The sequence below is a fragment of the Actinoplanes sp. NPDC048967 genome (assembly GCF_040649415.1).
Taxonomy (GTDB): Bacteria; Actinomycetota; Actinomycetes; order Mycobacteriales; family Micromonosporaceae; genus Actinoplanes.
The window spans coordinates 25,776-47,125 of sequence record NZ_JBEZFL010000001.1 but is presented as its reverse complement, the minus strand read 5'-3'; the positions used below and the strand labels follow the sequence as shown (position 1 = coordinate 47,125).

Genomic DNA, 21,350 nt, shown 5'->3' with positions numbered 1-21,350 from the left:
AGGATCAGGCCGGCCGGTATTCGACCTCCGGCCGGCCCGGGCCGCCGTAGCGGGAGCTGCGGACGACCCGGCCGGCGTCGGCCAGGTGCTCCAGGTAGCGGCGCGCGGTGACCCGCGACGCCCCGATGCTGCCGGCGACCTCGGCGGCGGAGAGCCCGGCGGGGCCGGTCACCGCCCGCAGCGCGGCCAGGACCAGATCGAGGGTACGGGCGTCCAGGCCCTTGGGCAGTGAGTCCTGCGGGGCGCCGCGCAGCGTGGCCAGCACCCGGTCGATCTCGTGCTGGGCGGCGACCTCCCCGGTGTCGCGCAGCTGGCTGCGGTAGCGCGCGTAGCCGTCGAGCTTGTCGCGGAACGCCGCGAAGGTGAACGGCTTGAGCAGGTAGTGCGTCACGCCGAGAGCCACGGCGGCGCGGACCATCGCGATGTCCCGGGCCGAGGTCACGGCCAGCACGTCCGTGCCGCTGCCGGCCGCCCGCAACGCCCGGGCGACCTCCAGGCCGTGCTTGTCCGGCAGGTTCAGGTCCAGCAGCACCAGGTCGACCGGGCCGGCCCGCAGCGCGGCCATCGCGTCGCGGGCGGAGTGCGCGACGGCGACGACCTCGAAACCCTCGATCCGCTCGGTGTACGCCCGGTGTGCGTCGGCGATCAACGGCTCGTCGTCGACCACGAGCACCCGGATCGCGGTCATGACGGCACCGGCAGCCGAACGGTCAGCACCGCGCCGCCACCGGTCGCCGGGGTGACGTCGTAGCTGCCGCCGTACCGCTCGGTGACCTGGCGGACCAGAGCGAGCCCGACCCCGTGGCCCGGCCCGTCCTTGGTGGTCCAGCCGCGGCGGAAGGCCGCCGCGGCCTGGTCGGCGGACAGGCCCGGACCGGTGTCGGTGACCCGGACCAGCACCGCGGCGTCCTGCTCGCGGACCAGCACCCGCACCCGGCGCGGCGGCGGCGCGGCCGCGACCGCCTCCAGGGCGTTGTCGACCAGGTTGCCGACGACGGTGAGCAGATCCCGGCTCGGCAGCGGCTCGCCCTCCAGCCGGGACGACTCGTCCACCGTCAGCTCCACTCCGCGCTCGCTGGCCTGGGCCGACTTACCCAGCAGCAGGGCCGCCAGGGCCGGCTCGGTGAGCGCGCCGACCACCTGGTCGGTGAGCTGCTGGGCCAGCGCCAGCTCGTCGGTGGCCAGCCGGATCGCCTCGTCGGTGCGGCCCAGCTCGACCAGGGTCAGCACGGTGTGCAGGCGATTGGCGGCCTCGTGCGCCTGCGACTGCAACGCCTCGGTGAGCCCGCGCACCGAGTCCAGCTCCCCGGTCAGCGCCCGCAGCTCGGTGTGGTCGCGCAGGGTCAGCACCGTGCCCAGGATGCGGCCCTCGAACCGGGTCTCGCGCTGGCTGGCCACCAGCACCCGGTCACCGGCCAGCACCGGCTCGTCGACCGTGGTGCGGCGCGACGTCAGCAGGGCCGCGGCCTCGGCGGGCAGCTCCAGCTCGTCGACGCGGCGGTCGGTGCGCGCGTCCTGGCCGAGGCCGAGCAGCCGCCGGCCCTCGTCGTTGATCAGGGCCACCCGGCCGTCCCGGTCGACCACCACCAGCCCCTCCCGTACGGCGTGCAGCACCGCGTCGTAGTACTCGTACATCCGGGTCATCTCGGCCGGGCCCAGCCCGTGTGTCTGCCGGCGCAGCCGCCGGCTGAGCAGCCAGGCCCCGGCCGCGGCCAGCAGCAGCGCGGCCACCGTGGCCAGCGCGACCGTGGGTGCCTGGCCCAGCAGCTTACGGTTGATCTCCTTGGTGGTGATACCGACCGAGACCAGGCCCATGACGGTGCCGTCGGCCGCGCGCACCGGCACCACGGTGCGCACGGACTCGCCGAGACTGCCCCGGTACTGCTCCACGACCGTGCCGCCGGCCAGGGCGCCGGCCACCGTGCCGGCGAACTTCTGCCCGATCAGGTCGGGGTTGCGGTGGGTGTACCGGGTGCGGTCGGTGGCCATCACCACGACGAAGTCGGTCCCGGTGGCGATCCGGGTGGCTTCCGCGTACGGCTGCAGCACGGCACTGGGCCGCGGCGAGCGCAACGCGTCAGCCACCAGGGGGGAGCGGGCGATGGTCTCCGCGACGGCGCTGACCTCCTCGACCGCGGCGTCGTGGGCGTCCTTGCGGGCCAGCAGCACCGCGCCGGTGGTGCCGCCGGCCACGAGCAGGCTGACGACCAGCACCTGCAACGCGAACAGCTGCCCGGCGATGCTCCAGCGTCGTCTCATCGGCGTGTTCCCAGTCGTCGTCGCGTTTCGCCGCGGTGAACAGAATGAACGCAATGGTGCCCCGGGGGTGAGACCCAGGACACAGTCTGCGGCATGGAGAGTCAGAGCCCCGCCCCGCCCGCCCCGACCCCAGGGGCGAAGCGGGACCGCACCCACTACCTGTATCTGGCGGTGATCGTCGCCGTCATCCTCGGCATCGCCGTCGGTTTCCTCGTGCCCGACTTCGCGGTCGAACTGCGCCCGATCGGCACCGGCTTCGTCAACCTCATCAAGATGATGATCAGCCCGGTCATCTTCTGCACCATCGTGCTGGGTGTCGGTTCCGTCCGCCAGGCCGCGAAGGTCGGCAAGGTCGGCGGGCTCGCGCTCGGCTACTTCCTGATGATGTCGACCGTGGCCCTGGCCATCGGCCTGGTCGTCGGCAACCTGATCCACCCCGGGTCCGGCCTCAACCTGGACGCCTCGGTCGCCGAGGCCGGCCAGAAGGCGGTCGGTGACTCGGCGAGCGAGGGCACGGCCGACTTCATCCTCGGCATCATCCCGACCTCGCTGTTCTCGGCGCTGACCGAGGGCCAGGTGCTGCAGACGCTGTTGGTGGCCCTGCTGGTCGGCTTCGCCCTGCAATCGATGGGCCCACGCGGCGAGCCGGTGCTGCGAGCGGTCACCGTCTTGCAGCGGCTGGTCTTCAAGGTCCTCGCGATGATCATGTGGCTGGCCCCGATCGGCGCGTTCGGCGCGATGGCGGCGGTGGTCGGCGCGACCGGCGTCGACGCCCTCAAGAGCCTGGCCCAGATCATGCTGGGCTTCTACGCCACCTGCGCCATCTTCGTGTTCGTCATCCTCGGTACCCTGCTGTGGCTGGTGGCCCGGATCAACCTGCTCAAGCTGCTGCGCTACCTCGGCCGTGAGTTCCTGCTGATCGTCTCGACCTCGTCGTCGGAGTCGGCGCTGCCCCGGCTGATCGCCAAGATGGAGCACGTCGGCGTCAGCAAGCCGGTCGTCGGGATCACCGTGCCGACCGGGTACTCCTTCAACCTGGACGGCACGGCCATCTACCTCACCATGGCCTCGCTGTTCGTCGCCCAGGCGGTCGGCGACCCGCTGTCGGTCAGCGAGCAGATCTCGCTGCTGGTCTTCATGATCATCGCCTCCAAGGGCGCGGCCGGCGTCACCGGCGCGGGCCTGGCCACGCTGGCCGGCGGCCTGCAGAGCCACCGCCCGGAACTGCTCGACGGCGTCGGCCTGATCGTCGGCATCGACCGGTTCATGTCCGAGGCGCGGGCCCTGACCAACTTCGCCGGCAACGCGGTCGCCACCGTGCTGATCGGCACCTGGACCAGCGAGTTCGACCGGGACCGGGCCCAGCGCGTGCTGGCCGGGGAGGACCCGTTCGACGAGGCGACGATGCTCGACGAGCACGACGACCCGCCCCCGGCGGCCACCCCGCCGCCCGCCGCCCCGCCGTCCACTGTCGCCGCGGGCGCACCCGCCTGACCCCGCGGCACCCTGATCCGCCACTCCGCCGCGCCCAACTCGACTGCCCCGGGCGCGGCGGGGTGGTGCCGTGCCGACTCTTCGGTCCGCGGCCATCCGGGCGTTGCGGCTCGGCCACGTATCCACCACCGTGAGACCCATACATTGCCCGTGGTCTATCCATTCGGTGAAGGTGGGCACACATGGTCGGTAGGGGCAGAATCGCGGCCGCGCTGTCGGTGGCGCTGGCATCCATCGGGCTCGCGGCACCGGCACCCGCCGGCGCGGCGATCAGCCGGGCCGACCTGGCTCTGCGCTGGGCACCCATCCACTACCAGGACGTCGACGCCACCGGCAGCCATGCCCTGGGCGGCAAGGCCGACTACCTGACCAGAGTGGACTTCGACGGCGACTGGAACGGCCGCAACAACTGGGACCGCGCAGCCGAGTCCGGCGCGTCGTTCTCGGCGGCGGCGTACTACTCGGTGGCGGAGACCAGCACCCACTGGTACGTCACCTACTTCTTCTTCCACCCCCGCGACTGGGTCGACCACCCGTTCTTCGAGACCGAGCACGAGAACGACGGCGAGGGCGTCCTGCTGGCGATCCAGAAGGACGGCTCCCCGTACGGGGTGCTGCGCTCCGCGGTCACCGTCGCGCACACGAGCTTCTACTCGTACACACCCAGCGGCAGCACCTGGACCACCGGCCGGGAAACGGTCGACGGCACGCTGCAGATGCAGTCCTCACCGCACGACTCGTTCCAGCACCCCGTCACCGCGCAGGAGGTCCAGGGTCACGGCCTCAAGGCGTACCCGCAGTACGCCATCAACGGCGACGGACTCGTCTACTACCCGGCGGCCGAGGGTGAGACACCGAGCAGCACCAACGACCGCGACGTCCGCTACGAGCTGATCGACATCTTCGCGGCGGGCGGCCTGTGGGCCCAGCGGGACAACCCCGACCTGTACGCCAACCTGGGCACTTTCGCCGGTGACACCTCGGGCGGCTGCGGCGTGGGCACGTACTCGTGCGGCACCAACTCGGCCAACGCGCCGTGGGGCTGGGACGACGGCGACGATCTGCCGGGTCGCGGGGAGATCGCCACGGACCCGGCGAAGCTGTCCGCCGAGTACTTCACTGTGCCGGGGGAGCTGGCGCGGGCGTACGCGTACAACCCGTACACGGCGGAGAAGGCCGACCTGCGCGAGGCCGCGCGGACCGCGCCGACCGTCACGGACTGACGGCGCAGCCGGCGGCCGGGGTTTGCCCCGGCCGCCGGTCCGCAATGCGCCGAAGGTCGCCATGGCATAGAAATTGATGCATGGAAGCGACGGAGATCGCGTGCGCGTGGTTCGCCATGTGCCGCACGGGGGACGAACAACGGCTGACCGGCCTGGTCACCGAAGACTTCGTGGCGCACGGACCGGGCGGCAGCGGCGACCTGGCCGCCTTCACGACGTGGCTGCGCTGGTACCCGGCGGCGTTCGCCGACCAGGAACCGGTGCTGGAGGACGTGATCGTCAGCGGGGACCGGCTGGTGGTGCGGTACACGATCCGGTCGACCTACCGGGGCGGGTATCTGGACCTGCCGCCGGACGACCAGCGGGTGCGGGAGACCGGGATCATCATCTTCCGGCTGGCCGGGGGCAAGGTGGCCGAGAGCTGGTTCGAGGGCAACGACCTCGAGGTGGCCCAGCAGATCGGCGGCCGGATCACCCCGGCCTGAGCCGGGGCTTTCGTCCGCCGCCCGGCTCGGCCCGCCACGTCGGGCTCGGCCGATCACGTCGGGCTCGGCCGATCACGTCGGGCTCGGCCGATCACGTCGGGCTCGGCCGATCACGTCGGGCTCGGCCGATCACGCCGGGCTCGGCCCGGCCCGGTCCGCCGCGCCCGGCTCGGCCGGCCATGCCCGGCCCGGACCGAGCCGGTCCGGCTCAGCCGCCCCAGCGGTCCGTGTGCAGAGCCAGTTGCAAGGGCCGGCGTTGCCGCCAGCCGTGCCGTTCCAGATCCGGCACGTCCTCGAGGTGGCTGACCGGGCCCAGGCACAGCCAGGCGACCGGCCGCACCGAGTCCGGGATGCCCAGGAGGCCGCACAGGAAGTCCTCGCGGTAGAAGGACACCCACCCGACGCCCAGTCCTTCGGCGGTGGCCGCCAGCCACAGGTTCTGGATGGCCAGGCACACCGAATAGAGCCCGGCGTCCGCAATCGCGTGCCGCCCCAGCACCGCGGGCCCACCCCGCGCGGCGTCGTAGGTCACCACGACCGACAGCGTCGACTCCAGAACCCCGTCGATCTTGATGCTTGCGAACCGCCGCGCGGCGTCACCGTCGAGGGTGGCGGCGAAGGTCTCGCGTTCGGTGTGCACGTGCCGGTGGAACGTCTGCCGGAGTTCGCGGTCGCGGACCAGGATGAAGTCCCACGGCTGCGACAGCCCGACGCTGGGCGCCTCGTGCGCGGCTGTGAGGATCCGGTCCAGGACGTCGTCGGGGACCGGCGCACCGGTGAACTGGCCCCGGACATCGCGGCGGCGGCTGATGGTCTCGTACAGGTCGTGGATCATGGGCAGGCTCCCGCTGCGCTCGTGCCCCGGGCCGGCCGGGGTCATCGACGCGAGGCCGGTCTTCGGACTCCCGGATCAGCGCCTCACCGCCCGCCTTCCCAGCCGTCCGGCCAGTGGCTGCGCACCAGGGTGCGCGTGGGCGGCAGCTCCCCGGTCACCGCGGCGGGCCCGTGCCGGATTCGCACCGGCTTCCCGATTCTCCCCACCCGTGGGCGGGGCACCTCGCAACAAGTTCGTGCCGGACGACACGCTACCGCCATGGCCGACGGCCGCGGGTCAGTGGCCCAGGATGTCGTCGAGCCAGGGGTTGCGGAAGGTGCCCTGGGGGTCGTACTTGGTGACCAGGGCCTGGAAGTCGGCGAAGCGGGGGTAGCGGCTGCGGACCGTCGCCGGGTCCTGGGTGAAGACCTTGCCCCAGTGGGGGCGGGCCTCCAGCGGCGCGAGCTGCTCCTCCAGCGCCGCCACGGCCGGCAGGACCGCCGCCGTGTCGGCGATCCAGGTGAAGTGCAGGCCGAGGCTGTCGCGCTCGTAGTTCATGCTCAGCCAGAGGTTGTCCGCCGCCACCGTACGGATCTCGTTCACCTGCAGCACCGGGACGATCTTCTCCCGGACCCGGGCCACCGCGTCGATCGCCTCCAGGGCGCGGTCGAACGGCACCATCCACTCCGACTGCAGCTCCGCGCCGGTGCTGGGGGTGAACTCCATCTTGAAATGCGGCAGCCGGGCGTGCCACGGGCCCGGAACGCCGAACTGGTCGGTGCTGTTGTCCGCGGCCACGCCGGGCACCGGGTGGCGCTTCCCGTCGGCCGGGCGGGCGCCGAAGAGCGGGCCTTCCGGCAGCTCGTCCGTACGCTTGAACCAGGCGTGGTTGATGTCCCCGGACTGCCAGTTGGTAAACAGGCTGACGCTGTAGCCGGCCGCGAGGATCTCCGGCAGGTGCTGCTCCAGTGACGCCCGGGGCAGGTCGTCGTAGACGTACTGGCGGAGCTCGAACGCCGGCACCACGTCCAGCGTCAGCGCGGTCACCACGCCGAGGGCGCCCAGGCCCACCACCGCGCCGGGGAAGTCTTCGTCGCCGCGGCGCAGGGTCACCAGTTCGCCGTCGCCGCGGATCAGCTCGATCGCCGCTACCGAGGTGGCCAGGTTGCCGTTGCGGACGCCCGAGCCATGAGTCGCCGTGGTGACCGCGCCGGCCACCGAGATGTGCGGGAGCGAGGCCATGTTGTGCACCGCCAGGCCCGCCGCGTCGAGGCGGTCGACGAGTTCGCCGTACCGGATGCCGCCGTCGACCCGGACCGTCCGGCGGTCCTCGGCGATCTCCACGACGCGGGGCAGGCCGATCAGGCTGATCAGGTCGCCGGTCGTGTCGGCCATCCGGTTGAAGGAGTGCCCGCTGCCCAGCACGCGCAGCGGGCCGCCGGCCCGGACGATCTCCTGCAGCTCCGGCAGCGCCGCCGGCCGGTGCAGCCGGCGGGCGCCGAAGGTGATGTTGCCGGCCCAGTTGGTCACCACGTTGCTCACCGGACCAGCCTAGGCCGTACGGGTCAGGAGTTCACAGCCACCGGCTCGGTCTGGGTCTCGGCGGCCGGGCGCTGCCAGCGGGTCGCCTTCGCCTTGCGGCCGCTGGCCGGGCGCGGGCCGTCGGCGAGGGCCTTGGCCTCGCCGCGGTTGGGCAGCGAGAGCCGGAAGACCTTGTACCAGGCCGAGCCGACCTGCCGGGGCAGCGAGCCGCTGGTGTACGAGAGCCCGTAGCGCTGGAACAGGTCGCGGATCTGCGGCGCGATCTCCTGGTACCGGTTGCTGGGCAGATCCGGGAACAGGTGGTGCTCGATCTGGTACGACAGGTTGCCGGTCATGATGTGCATCGCCCGGTTGCCGTCGATGTTGGCCGAGCCGAGCATCTGGCGCAGGTACCACTCGCCGCGGGTCTCGCCCTCGATCGAGGTGCGCTCGAAGGTCTCCACGCCCTCCGGGAAGTGACCGCACATGATCACCGAGTGGGTCCACAGGTTGCGGACCAGGTTGGCCGTCGCGTTGGCGGCGATCGTGGTCAGCCAGGAGCCGGTCAGCGCGGACAGGGCCGGGTGCACGCCGTAGTCCTTCAGGATCTGCTTGCCGATCTTGCGGCGGACCTGCTTGAGCCGCTCCTTGAACTGCGGCGACTGGCGGCGCTTCTTGGTCTTGAGGTTCTTGCCCAGCTCCAGGTCGTACGCGGCGATGCCGTACTCGAAGAAGCAGGCGTTGACGAAGTTCCAGAGCGGCTGACCGAGATGGATCGGGCTCCAGCGCTGCTGCTCGTCGACGCGCATGATGCCGTAGCCGAGGTCGTTGTCCTTGCCGATCACGTTGGTGTACGTGTGGTGCAGCTCGTTGTGCGAGTGCTTCCACTGCTCCGACGGCGAGGCGTTGTCCCACTCCCAGGTGGTCGAGTGGATCTTCGGGTCCCGCATCCAGTCCCACTGGCCGTGCATGACGTTGTGCCCGATCTCCATGTTCTCGAGGATCTTGGCGACCGACAGGCCGGCCGTGCCGAGCAGCCAGGCCGGCGGGAAGATCGACACGAGCAGGACCGCGCGGCTGGCCAGCTCGAGCCGGCGCTGGGTGGTGATCACCCTGCGGATGTACCGGGCGTCGCGTTCGCCGCGGCTGGCCACGATCTCGTCGCGCAGGGCGTCCAGCTCGCGGCCGATGGCCTCGATGTCCTCGGCGGTCAGGTGCGCGATCGGGTTCTTCGGCTTGCGCTGCAGAGTGGTCACGGCAGTCCTCGGTTTCCTTGTGAAGCTGAAGCTGGAGCGGGAGCGGAGTCTCAGTGGTCCAGGTGACAGTTGCCGGCGGCGGCCGACACGCAGGTCTGCACCAGGACGTTGTCGCCTTCGACGGCCGTGGTGATCGAGCCGTCGCGTAGGTCGCGCACGGCGCCCTCGGTCATCGGCAGCACGCAGCTGAAGCAGATGCCCATCCGGCAGCCGGACGGCATCAGCACACCCGCGGCCTCGCCGGCCTCCAGCAGCGGCGTGCTGCCGTCGGCGTCGACGACCGTGCCGGTGCGGCCGAAGGTGACCTTGCCGCCGTCACCGGTGGCGATGACGGTCGGGCGGAACCGTTCGACGTGCAGCCGGGTGATGCCGGCCTCGGCGAAATGCGCGCCCAGGTCGTCCAGCATCTCGTTGGGCCCGCAGGCCCAGGTGTGCCGCTCGGCCAGGTCGGGGACCAGGGTGGCCAGCTCCGGTGGGGCGATCCGGCCGGCGGTGGCGGTGTGCCGCTCGACGAAGCGGATCCGGCCCGCGGCGGCCAGCGTACGCAGCTCGTCGCCGAAGACGACGGCCTCGCGTTCCCGCGCCGAGTGCACGACCACGACGTCCTTCAGCTCGTGCAGGGCGCTGCGCAGGATGCCCATCACCGGGGTGATGCCGCTGCCGGCGGTCACGAACAGCACCTTGGCCGGGCGGACGGCCGGCAGGGTGAAGTCGCCGGCGGGCTGGTCGAGGTGCACGATCATGCCGCGCCGGGCGTGCTTGATCAGGTGGTTGCTGACCGCGCCGTCCTTGACGGCGTTGACGGTCACCGACAGCCGGCCCGGTGCGCTGGTCACCGAGTACGCGCGCCACAGCCGTACGCCGTCCACGTCGACGCCGAGGCGGACGTACTGGCCGGGCTCGTGCCGGCGGAAGCCGCGACCGGGCCGCAGCACCAGGGTCACCGCGTCACGGGTCTCGGGGCGTACGGCCTCGATCCGGGCGCGCAGCACGCCGGCGTTGCGCAGGGGCGCGATCACGTCGAGGTAGTCAGCCGGCACCACCGGTGTCGTGAGGAGCTCCACGACCCGCCAAGCACCCGATCGCAGGGTATGAGTCACCGCCATGTCTCAAGCCTGCGGTGATCTCGGCACGAATGCCTGACCCGGTCAAGGGAATTTGACGGCAGGTTATTGTTCCCTGCGAACAAAAGGGGGTCGCGGTGAGCGATGTGAAGGACTTCCGCCTATCCGCCGAGGCGGTCGCCCCGCTGCGGCACGCGCTCCCGGCGGTCGCGACGCAGACCGTGGAGGCGATCACCGAGGGTGTGCCGGCGTACGCGAAGGCCTTCGCCGGCGAGCTCGGCCCGCAGATCGAGAAGGCCGTCCGGGCCGCGCTGGCCACCTTCCTGAACCTGGTGTCCCGCTCGGCCGGCAAGGGGCGGGGCTCACCGCTGACCCCGGCGCTGGAGGCAGCGTACGCGCTGGGCCGCGGTGAGGCGCGCAACGGGCGCAGCCTGGACTCGCTGCTGGCGGCCTACCGGCTGGGGGCGCGGGTGGCCTGGCGGGAGCTGGCGGCGATCAGCGTCGGGGCCGGGCAGGACTCGGCGACCATCGCGCACTTCGCCGAGCAGGTGTTCGCCTACATCGACGAGCTCTCCGCGGCCAGCGTCGCCGGGCACGCGGACGAGCTGGCCAGCTCCGGCCGGGTCCGCCGGCACCTGCTGGAACGCCTGGCCCAGGCCCTGCTGGCCGGTGAGCCCGCGCACGTGGTGACCGCGGCGGCCGAACGCGCGGAGTGGGTGCCGCCGCAGACCCTCACCGCCGTGCTGGTGCCCGAGCCGTTCGCCCGCTCGGTGCTCGACCTGCTCGACGCCCGCACCCTGCAGGTCGCCGAGGCCGGCCCGGACGAGACCTCGGTGCTGCTGGTCCCGGACGCCCAGGGCCCGTCCCGCAGCCACCTGATGCGGCTGCTGGCCGGCCGGGGCGCGACCGTCGGGCCGGTCCGGCCCTGGCTGCAGGCCCGCGACTCACTGGCCCGGGCCGTGCGGACCTCCCGGTTCGCGCCCAGCGCCGGGGGAGCGGTGGTCGACACCGAGGACCACCTCGTCGCGCTCATCGTCACCGCGGACCCGCAGGCCCTGGCCGACCTGCGGGCCAAGGTGCTGGCCCCGCTGGCGGACGAGAAAGAGCCGGTGGTGGCCAAGCTGGCCGAGACACTGCGGGCCTGGTTGCAGCACCAGGGCCGCCGCGACGAGGTCGCCGCGGCGCTGTTCGTGCACCCGCAGACGGTCCGCTACCGGATGACCAGGCTGCGCGAGCTGTACGGCGACCGCCTGCGCGACCCGCAATGGCTGCTGCAGCTGACCGTCGCCCTGGCCCTCGAACCGGCCTGATTCACCGTCCGCCGAACGAATGACGACCGTGGTCGCGTCCCGCGTGGCGCGCTTATGGTCAGCGCGGACACGACGAACGGGGACAGACGTGGACGATGCCGACGAAGACCTGCGGACCGGGCAGGATGTCGTTCGTGAGGTGCTGGCCGCGCTGGCCCCCGCCGAGCTGCCGTACGTGGGCACGGTGCTGGAGGCGTACCGGATCGAGCCCTGGACCCTGACCGGTCTGGCCGGTGGCCGGCAGCTCGGGTGGGCGCCGTTCGTGCTGGGTTTCGTCGCCGAGACGGTGGTCACGCTCGCCGTGGGCGAACCGGAGACCGCGCCCGCCCGCCGAGGCCGGCTCGCGGCGCTGCTCAGCCGCTGGCGTCGTTCGCGCACCGACCACCTGGCGCAGGTGCCGGACCAGCCTGTGCCCGCCTTCGACCAGGGGCAGCTGCGCGCGGTCTGGGCCGCGGCGACGGACGCGGCCACCGAGCACGGCTGTCCCCCGGGCGACCGGGAGGCGTTCGCCGCGGCGGTGGTCGCGGCCCTGTCCGTCGGTCACCTGCCCGGGCCGCGACGCCCGCCGGAGCAGACCTGACGCGGGGGCCGGGTGGACCGGCCCCCGCGTCCTGCGCGGTCAGGGACGGCCGAGCGCCTTGTACTCCCAGCCCGCGGCGCGCCACGCGGCCGGGTCGAGGGCGTGCCGGCCGTCGAAGATGCGCCGGCCGGAGACCACCGCGGCCATGGCCTCCGGGGCGATCTCGCGGAACTCGGTCCACTCGGTGAGCAGCACGACCACGTCCGCGCCGCGGGCCACGTCCAGGGCGCTGCTGCCGTACGACAGCTCCGGGTGCACCTTGCGGGCGTTCTCCATCGCCGCCGGGTCGAACACGTGCACGTCCGCGCCCATGCCCGCCAGCGTGCTCGCCACGTCGAGGGCGGGCGCGTCGCGGATGTCGTCGGAGTTCGGCTTGAACGCCGCACCCAGGGCCGCGATCTTCTTGCCGGCCACGTCGCCGCCGCAGAGCTCGACGACCAGGTCGACCGTACGGGCCCGGCGGCGGCCGTTGATGCCGTCGATCTCCCGCAGGAAGCCGACCGCCTGACCGACACCGAGTTCCTCGGCCCGGTGCGCGAACGCCCGGATGTCCTTGGGCAGGCAGCCGCCGCCGAAGCCCAGGCCGGGGCGCAGGAACTTGCCGCCGATGCGCTCGTCGTAGGCCAGCGCCTCGGCCAGGTCGTGCACGTCGGCGCCGGTGGCCTCGCAGACCTCCGCCATCGCGTTGATGTAGGAGATCTTGGTGGCCAGGAACGAGTTCGCGGCGACCTTGACCAGCTCGGCGGTCTGCAGGTCGGTGACCTTGACCGGCACGCCCTGGGCCAGCACCGGCGCGAAGGCCGAGCGCAGCTGCTGCTCCGACCAGGCCGAGGTGACACCGAAGACCATCCGGTCGGGCTGCATGGTGTCGTCGACGGCGAAGCCCTCCCGCAGGAACTCCGGGTTCCAGGCCAGCTCGACCTGGTCGCCGGCCGGCGCGGTGGCGCGCAGCACCTCGGCCAGACGGGCGGCGGTGCCCACCGGCACCGTCGACTTGCCGACCACCAGGGCACGGCGGTGCAGGTGGGCGGCCAGCGCGGTCACCGAGGCGTCGACGTAGGTCATGTCCGCGGCCTCGGAGCCCTTGCGCTGCGGGGTTCCGACGCAGATGAAGTGGACGTCACCGAACTCGCCGGCCTCCTGGAACGAGGTCGTGAAGCGCAGCCGGCCGGTCTCCAGGGCCTTGGTCAGCAACTCCGGCAGACCGGGCTCGAAGAAGGGCACCTCGCCGGAGTTGAGCCGCTCGACCTTGCTGGCGTCGACGTCGACGCCGATGACCTCGTAACCCATCACTGCCATGCAGATCGCGTGGGTGGCGCCGAGGTACCCGGTGCCGATGACGGTGAGACGGGGACGGGTGGTGGTGGTGGTGTTCATCAGAAGTCTCCTAGCGCGGGGGATGTCAGCTGCAGGCAACGTTGGCGAGGCCCTCGGCCGCGCCGATCGCCTTGTTGTCGCAGGCGACGCGGTTGTCCTCGACGGGGGCGAGGTGGAAGCCGTAACCGGGTCCGTCGACCCGGGCGATGTTGCCGGTGAAGGTGTTGCCGCGGCCCCAGCCGTCGTACACCTGGTGGGTCTGGAAGCCGTCCGCCGGGCTGCGCTGCCCGGTGTTGCCGCTGATGGTCCAGTTGTTGCCCTTGACGTCGACCCACGAGTCGGCGCCGGTGACGGCACTGCCGTCGAAGGTGTTGCCGGTGACGGTGCCGCCGGTGGTGCCCTCCTTGATGTCCACGGCCTCCGCGGTGGTGCCGGAGATGGTGTTGCCGCGGACGACGTTGCGGTCGCTGGTGTCAGGCGCGCCGCCGGTGATGGCGGACCAGTTCGAGTTGGCGGAACCGATGTAGACGCCCTCGCCGAACTTTTCGCGCCGGTTGCCGGTGTCGCTGATGACGTTGTTCTCGACCACGTTGTCGGAACTGAACTTGCGCAGGTGGATGGCCTCGTCGCCGATCGCGGTGACGGTCAGCCCGCTGATCACGCTGTGGTTGACGCCGTCGCCCATGACGCCCTTCTGGGCGTTGCGGACGGTGAACCCGGCGATCCGCCAGTGGTCCGCGCCGTCGAGGTGCAGGCCGTAGCCCTTCTTGACGCCGCCGCCGTCGATGACCGCGCCCGCGCCGCCGCAGAGGAAGATCGGCCGGTCCGCCGTTCCCTTGGCCGCCGCGGTGAAGGTCCCCGGGTAGACGCCGTCGGCCAGGGCGATGCTGGTGCCGGGCCCGGCCTGCTCCAGCGCGGCCGACAGGCCGGCCGCGTCGGCGACCGTCACCGTGGCGGCCGGGCAGGTGAGCGACGTGGTCGTCGCCACCGGTTCGGTGGGCACCGGGCCGGGGGCGGGCCCGGTGCCCGGCTCGGCCGGGAGGGTGCCCACCGGAGCGGTGGTGATCGTCTCGCCGGCCGGGATCGTCGGCCCGACCGGTCCGGTCGCGCCGGCGACCGGGGCCGGGGCAGAACTGGCGGTCAGTGAGATCACCAGGGCGATCACCGCGATGAGCAGAGCCGCGCCGCCGAGCCAGAGGCCCGGTCCGCCCGGCAGAGCCGCGAGGCGCTGCCGCAGCCGGGGCCAGTCGAATCCGTTGTCCGGCTGGGTCACGCCGCGCTCCCGACGAGTTCCTCGGCCGGGGCCGGTGCCCGGAGCGGCACGGTGTTCGCGTACGGGTGGTGGATGCCCGGCCGGCGCCGGCGTACTCCGAGCACCGCCGAGCCGATGATCAGCAGCACGATGGCCACCCACAGCATCGTCATCGGGCTGGCGTAGTGCCGGAACCGGACCCAGAACGAGCTGGTGTCGTGCCAGGCCGAGATCGTGTTCTGGTCGATGTCGACGTCACCGCGGGCCCGGGAGTGGTCCAGCGCGCTGGGTCCCACCCCGGCGACCACGTTGTAGCTGACCTTCGAGCCGCCGGTGGCGTCGACCAGGGCGATGCCGTGGTTGGTGGCCCCCTCGACGGTGTTGCCGCGGACCTCGGCGACCGAGCTGCGCACGTAGATGCCGTTGTCGGCGTCGCTGACCACGTTGCCGGTGATCAGCGCGTTCGTCACGCCGTCGCGGACCGCGATGCCCTGGCGCCGCTGGTCGCTGACCTGGTTGCCGTTGATGGCCACGCTGTCGGCACCCTCGCGGGCCACGATGCCCATGTCACTGCCCACCACCGTGTTGTTCTGCACGGCTATGTTCAGCCCGCCGATGACCTCGATGCCGTAGTGCGCGTTGTAACGGGCCACGCTGTTGGTCACCGAGTTGTTGCCGTAGCTGCCCACGAACTCGCCGGAGGCCGACGCGCCGGTGGCCAGCGGCAGGCCGTTGACGGTGAAGCCGTTGCCACCGTTGCCCTGGGCGGTGCTCGCGCTGACCCGGACCTGCTGAGCCGCCCGGGAGAGCACGATGCCGTCGCCGCCGTTGTCGATCGAGACCACCCGCTGGATGTCCGCGCTGGAGGCGAAGCGGTGCAGCACCAGGCCGTCCTGCAGACTCCGGGCGATCGTCGTGTCGCTGATGGTGATGCCGTTGGCGCTGGAGACGAACAGCCCGAACGCGTTGCCGCTGATGCTGGCGTGGTCGATCTTGCCGGAGACGTAGGACAGGCCGGGCACGTCGAAGCGGGTGTCGGGCGCGGCCAGGTTGCCGCTGGGCTGGGCGAAGACGTCACCGGCACCCGGTGCGGCGTCCGCCGCCGCGTCCGTGGCGAGCCGCTCGGCCTTGGCCTCGTGGCGCTGGGTCTTGGTGAGGTGGGTCGGACCGTCCACATCGCCGGTGTTCGGCCGGTCGGTGCCGGTCAGGCTGACGCCCGCGGTGCGCCCGCTCCAGAACCCCAGATCCGAGACCTGGGCGTACGACATGGCGAACTGCCCGCCGATGGCCCGGATGTAGGCCCGGCCGTCGTCGACCCGGGTGTCCGGCAGCCCGGTCCGGACGTCCCAGCTGGTGATCTTCGTGGGCGCCTGCGGGGTGCCCTCGACGGTGAGGCCGCCGCCGAAGGACACGATGGACACGAAACCGTTGGTGGTGCTGGCCATCCGCAGGGTCAGGCCGCCGGGGTTGCTCAGCCGCAGCTTCGCCCCCGAGTTCAGGTAGATGTTCTCGGTCAGCAGGTAGCTGCCGTCGGCCTGCCGCACGAAGGTCTGCGGCGCGAGCTTGAGCAGATCGGTGACCGTGTACGGCTCCCGCTGCTGGGTCAGCACCAGGGTGTACCCGTCACCGGTGTCCAGCCGGTACGGCTTGGCCCAGCCGATGCCCCGGGTGGGCGCCACGGCGGTGACGGCGCGTACCTGGGTCAGCCGCCGGTCCTCGCCGGCGACCAGGGCGGCCTGCTGCTCGGCGGACTCGGCGGTGGTGCCGGCGTCCATCGCGCCCTGCGGGTCCGCGGCGGCCGGGGCGGCCAGGGCGAGGGAGGCGGTGCCGAGCAGGACGGCGGCCAGGCCGGTGAGCCCGGTACGGGTCGGCTTCATGCGGAGACCCCCTGTCCGGCGAGCACGGCGACGGGCTCCTCGGTCGTCTCCTCGGTCGGCGCGGTGGTACGGGTGGCGGTCAGAGTGGCCGAGCCCTGGCCCTCGCCGCCGACGCTGTCCGCCGTACGGGTCAGCCAGCCCTGCTTGTTCATGGTCACGAAGGCGTAGAGCTTGATCGGCAGCGCGATGAAGATGACCACCAGCGCGGTCACCGGCAGCAGCAGGATCTCCTGCGGGTGCCGGCGCAGGTGCGAGTAGCCCCGCACGCCGCGGCCCAGCAGCAGCCAGATCAGCGCGAGCCCGAGCGAGTGCAGCGTCAGCTCCAGGCGGCTGAAGATCAGGTACGCCAGCGCCATGCCCATGGTCACCGGGGTGAGCAGGATCTGCAGCACGGTGATCTTGGTGACCATCGGCTGCTTCCAGAGCCAGCCCTTCCACAGCGCCGTCAGGTACGTGCGGTAGGAGTTGCGGCTCCACCGGACCCGCTGCTTGACGAAGGCCGAGAACGAGGCCGGGAACATCGAGATCGCCCGGGCCGACGACTGGTGCACGGTCTTGTAGCCCGAGGCCAGGACCAGCCAGGTGAGCCGCCCGTCGTCGCCGGCGACGCAGCGCCGGCCGAGGAAGAACTCGTCCTCCAGGTGGGTCAGCACCGGCGCGATGGCCGAGCGGCGGTAGGCCGCGGTACGCCCGGACAGGCAGGCCACCGCCCCGGCCCGGCCCATCGCCGGCACGTAGTCGTAGTAGCGCAGGTTGACGAGCCAGTCGGCGATCCGCCGCCAGATGCTGGTGGTGCGCTGGTAGACGTTCTGCTGCGTGCCCACCCCGCCGACAGCCGGGTCCACGAAGGGCATCTGCACGGCCGCGAGCAGTCCGGGCTCCCAGCGGGTGTCGGAGTCGGCCAGCACGACCAGCTCCCCGGTGGCCGCCCGGATACCGACGCCGAGCGCCGAACGCTTGCCGCGGTGCACGAACGGGATCACCCGCAGCCGCGGGTCGGTGACGGCGGCCAGGCGGGCGAGCACCTCGGTGTCCTCGACGTCGGGGACGATGATGACCTCGTACGGGTCCTGCGACAGCCAGCTGTCCAGGCACTCGAGCAGGATCTCGGGGTCCTCGCGGTAGGCCGGGACGACCACGGAGACGGTGGTGCGGAAGTCGTTGACGACGGGCCGGGCGAAGCGGGACAGCACGGCCCGGTAGAGCCAGAGAAGCCAGACGAAGATCCCGGCGAGGCCCAGCGGCATGACGTCGCGCCACGACGTCGAGCCCGCCGCCTCGACGATCCAGGACCAGATCACGTCGACGAAGTGAGACATGGGTGTTACTCCCTTGAGCCGTACAGCGCATGTGGATGCGGAGGGGTCTCACCTGCTCGGGCGGCGCCGCGAGGGGGAACTCGGGCGCGCGGGATCCACCGGGGGTTCGCGGTGGGAGCAGGGAGCGGGCCGGTGGCGGCGTTGCCACGGGCGACAGGTAGGTCAGGAACTCCGGGGGTACGGAGAGCTGCTACCGGCGCGACCGGCTGTGCGGGAGTGGTGGTGCGGGCGCCGGGCAGGGAGGCCGTCGGCGCGTGGTGCGGGCTGCGTTGCTCATGAGCGATCTCCTTGGAAGAACCAAGGACGTCGGTTTCGCCGCTGGCTCCCCGCCGGACATGGGCGACCAACTCGCCCGGCGGATCTTCACCTCGCCCACGACTCGGGATGAGTCGTTCGGGAATATCCTGTCATTTACCTATTTGTCGGTCGTCGGCCGAACGGTCAGCCTTTCCGGGCGACCCGGTCCGGTGGCTGGTCGCCGGGACGGTCAGAGTCTTGCCGGCATCGATGAAATGTAGGGTGACCGGCATGCTTTCGCGGGCCGTGCTCCTGGCGCTGACTCTCGCCCTCACCGGTCCGCACCTGACGGCGGCCGGCCCGGCCGCGACGGCCTCTCCCGCCGCGCAGGCGCTCAACCGGCCCCGCGCGGCGGCGCCCGACGCGCCGGCCGTATCGCCGCTTGACCGGCCCGGCGCGGCGGTGCTTGACCGGCGCGGCGAGCAGGCGCTGACCCGGCTCGGTGAGCAGGCGCTGACCCGGCTCGGTGAGCAGGCGCCCGCCCCGTCCGGCTCGCCGGTGGCGCCCGGGGCCGCCGAGCCGGTGACGTGGTACCGCGTCCGGCCCAGCTACGACGGTGAGAACGAGTACCTCTACGAGATCGCCGAGCGCTTTCTCGGTGACGGCGACCGCCTGGACGAGATCTTCGAGCTCAACCGCGGCCGGCTGCAGGCCGACGGCAACCGCCTGACCGTCCCGGACGAGATCGAGTCCGGCTGGGTGCTGCGCATGCCCGCCGACGCCGAGGGACCCGGGCTGGAGACGGGCCCGTTGCCGGCCGTGGCGCCCAGCGCCCCCGCCGCCTCCGCGCCCGCGGTGCGGGCGGCCACCACCCCGCAGCAGTCCGGGTTGTCGCCGATCCTGCTCATCGCCGGGCTGCTCCTGGTCGTGGCCGGTGCCGCCCTCGCGGTCCTGCTGGCCCGCCGCCGACGGACTGCGCCGCCCGCCTCCGGCGTCGTGGTGCCACGCCAGCGCACCGGCGAGGAGCCCTTCGACGCGGCCGCCTCCTGGACCATCGACCGGGCCCTGCGGGTGCTGGCCACCTCCGCCGCCGCGGCGGGCCGGCCGGCGCCGCCCGTCCTGCGGGTCAGCGTCGGCGAGAGCTGGATCGGTCTGCGGCTCGCCGAGGCCGACCCGGCTCCGTGCGAGCCCTGGGAGGCGCGCGAGGACGGCACGCTGTGGGTGGCCGCGCTGCGCGCCTTGCAGGCTCTGCCGGCCGACCAGCAGCTCGCCGCGTTGTGCCCGCGGCTGGTGACGCTCGGCGTCCAGGACGGGACGCGCGAGCTGCTGGACCTGGGCCGGGTCGCGGGGCCGGTGAGCCTGCGGGGTGACGCGCCGGCGACCCGGGCGCTGCTCGGGGCCTGGGCGGCCGAGTTGACCGGCAGTCCCTGGTCGTCCGGCGTCCGGGTGGTGGCCGGCGGCCTGCGGCCCGAGGTACGCGACGCGGGCCCGGTGCTGTCGGTGCCCGCCCTCGACGACGCCGTCGCGCAGGCCACCGGCGAGGCGGCGCCGGACGACGGGTGGCTCTCCGTGCTGCTGCTCGGGGCCGTACCGGCGGGGCGGGACGCCGACCGGGTGCGGGAGCTGGTGGCGCGGGAAGGACGGCCGTGGGCTGTCGTCGTGCTGGGCCGGGCCAGGACCGAGGCGGTGCAGCTCACTCTGCATCCGGACGGCCGGCTGGACACCGGTTCGCTGGGCGTCACCGTCCGGACGTCGAGGGCGGCGGTCGAGCCCAGGCCGGTCTGAGGATCAGTCGGCGACCACCCGGTCGCGGCCGGCGTGCTTGGCCGCGTACAGGTGCCGGTCGGCGCGGGACAGCAGCATCGCCGGCGTGACCCCCGCGTCCCTGGTGGCCGTCACGCCGATGCTGGCGGTGACCGGCAGGCGGCCGGTGACCGGCGCCCAGTCGTAGCCGCGTACCTGCGCGGCCAGCTGCTCGCAGACCCGGACCGCCGCCGCCGTGTCGGTGCCGGGCAGCACCAGCAGGAACTCCTCGCCGCCGAGCCGGGCGGCGAAGGCGGGCTCGGCCAGCGCCTCGGTGAGCAGCCGGCCCACCTGGCGCAGCACGAGGTCACCCGCGTCGTGCGACAGCGTGTCGTTGATCCGCTTGAAGTGGTCCAGGTCGGCGATCGCCACCGCCAGCGGGCGGCCCGCCGCCACCGCCTCGCCGAGCAGCGCCGGCAACCGTTCGTCGGCGTAGCGGCGGTTGTGCAGGCCGGTCAGCGCGTCGCGGTGGGCCAGCTCGCGGAAGTGCTCGCCGACCCGGCGGGCCTCGGTCGCCTCGAACACCGCCTGCAGCGTGCGGGCCTGGGCGTCGCGCTGCGCGGACTGGAGTTCGGCGAAGAACCGGTGGTATGCCACGTGCGCGTCGTACGCCTCGCGGTGCAGGTCCATCGCCGCGTACAGGGCGGCCTGCTGCTCCAGCATCGCGGCCTGGGTGGCCCGCAGTCCGCGCTCCTGCGCGAGCCGGCGGGCGGCGTCCAGATCGGCCTGGGCGGCGCTGAACTCGCCGGCCAGCCGGTGCGCCTCGCCGAGGGTCAGCATCGCCTCGGGCAGCGCCGCGCTGGTGCTGTGCAGGTAGTCGGGATCCTGGGTCAGCGGGCGCAGGATCTCCTCGACCGCCCGGTGGTCACCGCCGGCCAGCCGGACCCGGGCGATCGTGATGAGCTGCGGCCCGTCCAGCGGGATACCGGCGGTGGCCTGGACCTCGGTCATCCGCTCGACCGCGCGGGCCGCGGTGCCGGGATCGTCCTGCTGGGTGGCCAGGTTGGCCAGGTTGCCGAGGATCATCAGCATCTGCTGGTGGTCGCCGGCGGTGGCGGCCAGCTCGAGGGCCTCCCGGTAGCGCTGGGCGGCCTCGTCGGGGGAGCCGCTCTCGCCGAGCACCACGGCCAGGGTCATCAGGTGCCGGACCCGTACGGCCACCGGATCGCCGGCGCCGAGGTGGGCGACCGCCTGCACGGCGTGTCCGAGGGCGCCGGCCAGGTCGCCGATGTAGTAGTGGAAGTGGGTCAGCGTGCGGTGGCTGCAGGCCAGCACGTACGCGTCCCCGCGCTCCAGCGCCCAGGCGTTGACCTGCTGGGCGAGGGTGCCGCCCTCGGCCGTACGGCCCTCGCGCAGCGTCGCGTCGGCCCGGATCAGCCGGGCCCGCATCACCGTGCGTTCGTCACCGTCACGCTCCAGCGGCGCCGCCGCGGCCGCCGTGGCCCGGAAGTCGGTGACCGGTCGCAGCTCCAGCTCCGCGACCTCGATGCTCACAAAACGCAATGTAATGCTCACAGGTCTCGCTCGGGGTGCGAACCC

18 protein-coding genes and 1 riboswitch are annotated in these 21,350 nt (G+C 72.7%); of the genes, 7 read left to right on the top strand and 11 right to left on the bottom strand.

The genetic code is table 11. The annotated features are described in order from the left end of the window. Nucleotides 1–4: 4 nt before the first annotated feature. Both AB0C12_RS00205 and AB0C12_RS00200 read right to left on the bottom strand, forming a co-directional pair. Nucleotides 5–688: a response regulator gene (locus AB0C12_RS00205; RefSeq protein ID WP_360542464.1), complete on the bottom strand. Its 684-nt coding sequence runs from the start codon at nt 686–688 to the stop codon at nt 5–7. After that, the gene (locus AB0C12_RS00200; protein ID WP_360542462.1) at nt 685–2,259 is read right to left on the bottom strand and encodes a sensor histidine kinase; all 1,575 of its coding nucleotides are present in this window, start codon (nt 2,257–2,259) and stop codon (nt 685–687) included. The genes AB0C12_RS00205 and AB0C12_RS00200 overlap by 4 nt, the downstream gene beginning before the upstream one ends. A gap of 93 nt (nt 2,260–2,352) precedes the next feature. Between AB0C12_RS00200 and AB0C12_RS00195 the strand changes: the two genes are divergently transcribed. The 3 genes from AB0C12_RS00195 to AB0C12_RS00185 all read left to right on the top strand — a co-directional run bounded on the left by AB0C12_RS00195 (nt 2,353) and on the right by AB0C12_RS00185 (nt 5,461). Beyond that, nucleotides 2,353–3,753 carry a cation:dicarboxylase symporter family transporter gene (locus AB0C12_RS00195; protein WP_360542460.1) on the top strand — a complete coding sequence of 467 codons (1,401 nt, stop codon included), beginning with the start codon at nt 2,353–2,355 and terminating at the stop codon, nt 3,751–3,753. Nucleotides 3,754–3,935: 182 nt separating this feature from the next. Then, the gene (locus AB0C12_RS00190) at nt 3,936–4,976 is read left to right on the top strand and encodes a hypothetical protein (RefSeq protein WP_360542458.1); all 1,041 of its coding nucleotides are present in this window, start codon (nt 3,936–3,938) and stop codon (nt 4,974–4,976) included. A gap of 80 nt (nt 4,977–5,056) precedes the next feature. Then, nucleotides 5,057–5,461, top strand: coding sequence for an ester cyclase (locus AB0C12_RS00185; RefSeq protein WP_360542456.1), 405 nt, complete (start codon nt 5,057–5,059; stop codon nt 5,459–5,461). A gap of 208 nt (nt 5,462–5,669) precedes the next feature. Here AB0C12_RS00185 and bluB read toward each other — a convergent pair whose 3' ends face one another. The 4 genes from bluB to AB0C12_RS00165 form a co-directional block, all read right to left on the bottom strand. Next, nucleotides 5,670–6,296 (bottom strand): 5,6-dimethylbenzimidazole synthase, encoded by a 627-nt coding sequence (gene bluB / locus AB0C12_RS00180; protein ID WP_360542454.1) that lies wholly within the window; start codon nt 6,294–6,296, stop codon nt 5,670–5,672. A gap of 35 nt (nt 6,297–6,331) precedes the next feature. Continuing rightward, a riboswitch (cobalamin riboswitch) is annotated at nt 6,332–6,536 on the bottom strand. Nucleotides 6,537–6,572: 36 nt separating this feature from the next. Beyond that, on the bottom strand, nt 6,573–7,817 hold the full coding sequence (locus tag AB0C12_RS00175) for a D-arabinono-1,4-lactone oxidase (RefSeq protein ID WP_360542452.1): 1,245 nt from the start codon (nt 7,815–7,817) through the stop codon (nt 6,573–6,575). 23 nt (nt 7,818–7,840) lie between these two features. Further along, entirely contained in the window at nt 7,841–9,052 is a 1,212-nt protein-coding gene (locus AB0C12_RS00170; protein ID WP_360542450.1) for an acyl-CoA desaturase, read from the bottom strand. Between the two features lie 50 nt (nt 9,053–9,102). Beyond that, nucleotides 9,103–10,158, bottom strand: coding sequence for a ferredoxin reductase (locus tag AB0C12_RS00165; RefSeq protein WP_360542448.1), 1,056 nt, complete (start codon nt 10,156–10,158; stop codon nt 9,103–9,105). Nucleotides 10,159–10,253: 95 nt separating this feature from the next. On the opposite strand from AB0C12_RS00165, the gene AB0C12_RS00160 reads away from it, so the two are divergent. Both AB0C12_RS00160 and AB0C12_RS00155 read left to right on the top strand, forming a co-directional pair. After that, on the top strand, nt 10,254–11,426 hold the full coding sequence (locus tag AB0C12_RS00160; protein WP_360542446.1) for a helix-turn-helix domain-containing protein: 1,173 nt from the start codon (nt 10,254–10,256) through the stop codon (nt 11,424–11,426). An 88-nt stretch (nt 11,427–11,514) separates the two neighbouring features. Beyond that, nucleotides 11,515–12,006, top strand: coding sequence for a hypothetical protein (locus tag AB0C12_RS00155; RefSeq protein ID WP_360542444.1), 492 nt, complete (start codon nt 11,515–11,517; stop codon nt 12,004–12,006). A gap of 39 nt (nt 12,007–12,045) precedes the next feature. On the opposite strand, the gene AB0C12_RS00150 is transcribed toward AB0C12_RS00155, so the two are convergent. The 4 genes from AB0C12_RS00150 to AB0C12_RS00135 are packed head-to-tail and all read right to left on the bottom strand — an operon-like array spanning nt 12,046 to nt 17,771. Next, nucleotides 12,046–13,383 carry a UDP-glucose/GDP-mannose dehydrogenase family protein gene (locus tag AB0C12_RS00150; protein ID WP_360542442.1) on the bottom strand — a complete coding sequence of 446 codons (1,338 nt, stop codon included), beginning with the start codon at nt 13,381–13,383 and terminating at the stop codon, nt 12,046–12,048. Between the two features lie 25 nt (nt 13,384–13,408). Beyond that, entirely contained in the window at nt 13,409–14,596 is a 1,188-nt protein-coding gene (locus tag AB0C12_RS00145; protein WP_360542440.1) for a right-handed parallel beta-helix repeat-containing protein, read from the bottom strand. Continuing rightward, entirely contained in the window at nt 14,593–16,452 is a 1,860-nt protein-coding gene (locus AB0C12_RS00140) for a right-handed parallel beta-helix repeat-containing protein (protein ID WP_360542438.1), read from the bottom strand. The genes AB0C12_RS00145 and AB0C12_RS00140 overlap by 4 nt, the downstream gene beginning before the upstream one ends. After that, complete coding sequence (locus AB0C12_RS00135) at nt 16,449–17,771, bottom strand: glycosyltransferase family 2 protein (protein WP_360542436.1); 1,323 nt, start codon at nt 17,769–17,771, stop codon at nt 16,449–16,451. Before AB0C12_RS00135 ends, AB0C12_RS00140 begins: the two co-directional genes overlap by 4 nt. 275 nt (nt 17,772–18,046) lie before the next feature. Here AB0C12_RS00135 and AB0C12_RS00130 point away from each other — a divergent pair, with 275 nt between their 5' ends. After that, the gene (locus tag AB0C12_RS00130; protein ID WP_360542434.1) at nt 18,047–18,289 is read left to right on the top strand and encodes a hypothetical protein; all 243 of its coding nucleotides are present in this window, start codon (nt 18,047–18,049) and stop codon (nt 18,287–18,289) included. Nucleotides 18,290–18,299: 10 nt separating this feature from the next. Then, entirely contained in the window at nt 18,300–19,793 is a 1,494-nt protein-coding gene (locus AB0C12_RS00125; protein WP_360542432.1) for a hypothetical protein, read from the top strand. 3 nt (nt 19,794–19,796) lie between these two features. Here the strand turns inward: AB0C12_RS00125 and AB0C12_RS00120 are convergent, their stop codons facing one another. Then, on the bottom strand, nt 19,797–21,305 hold the full coding sequence (locus AB0C12_RS00120; protein WP_360542430.1) for a diguanylate cyclase: 1,509 nt from the start codon (nt 21,303–21,305) through the stop codon (nt 19,797–19,799). Nucleotides 21,306–21,350: the final 45 nt, after the last annotated feature.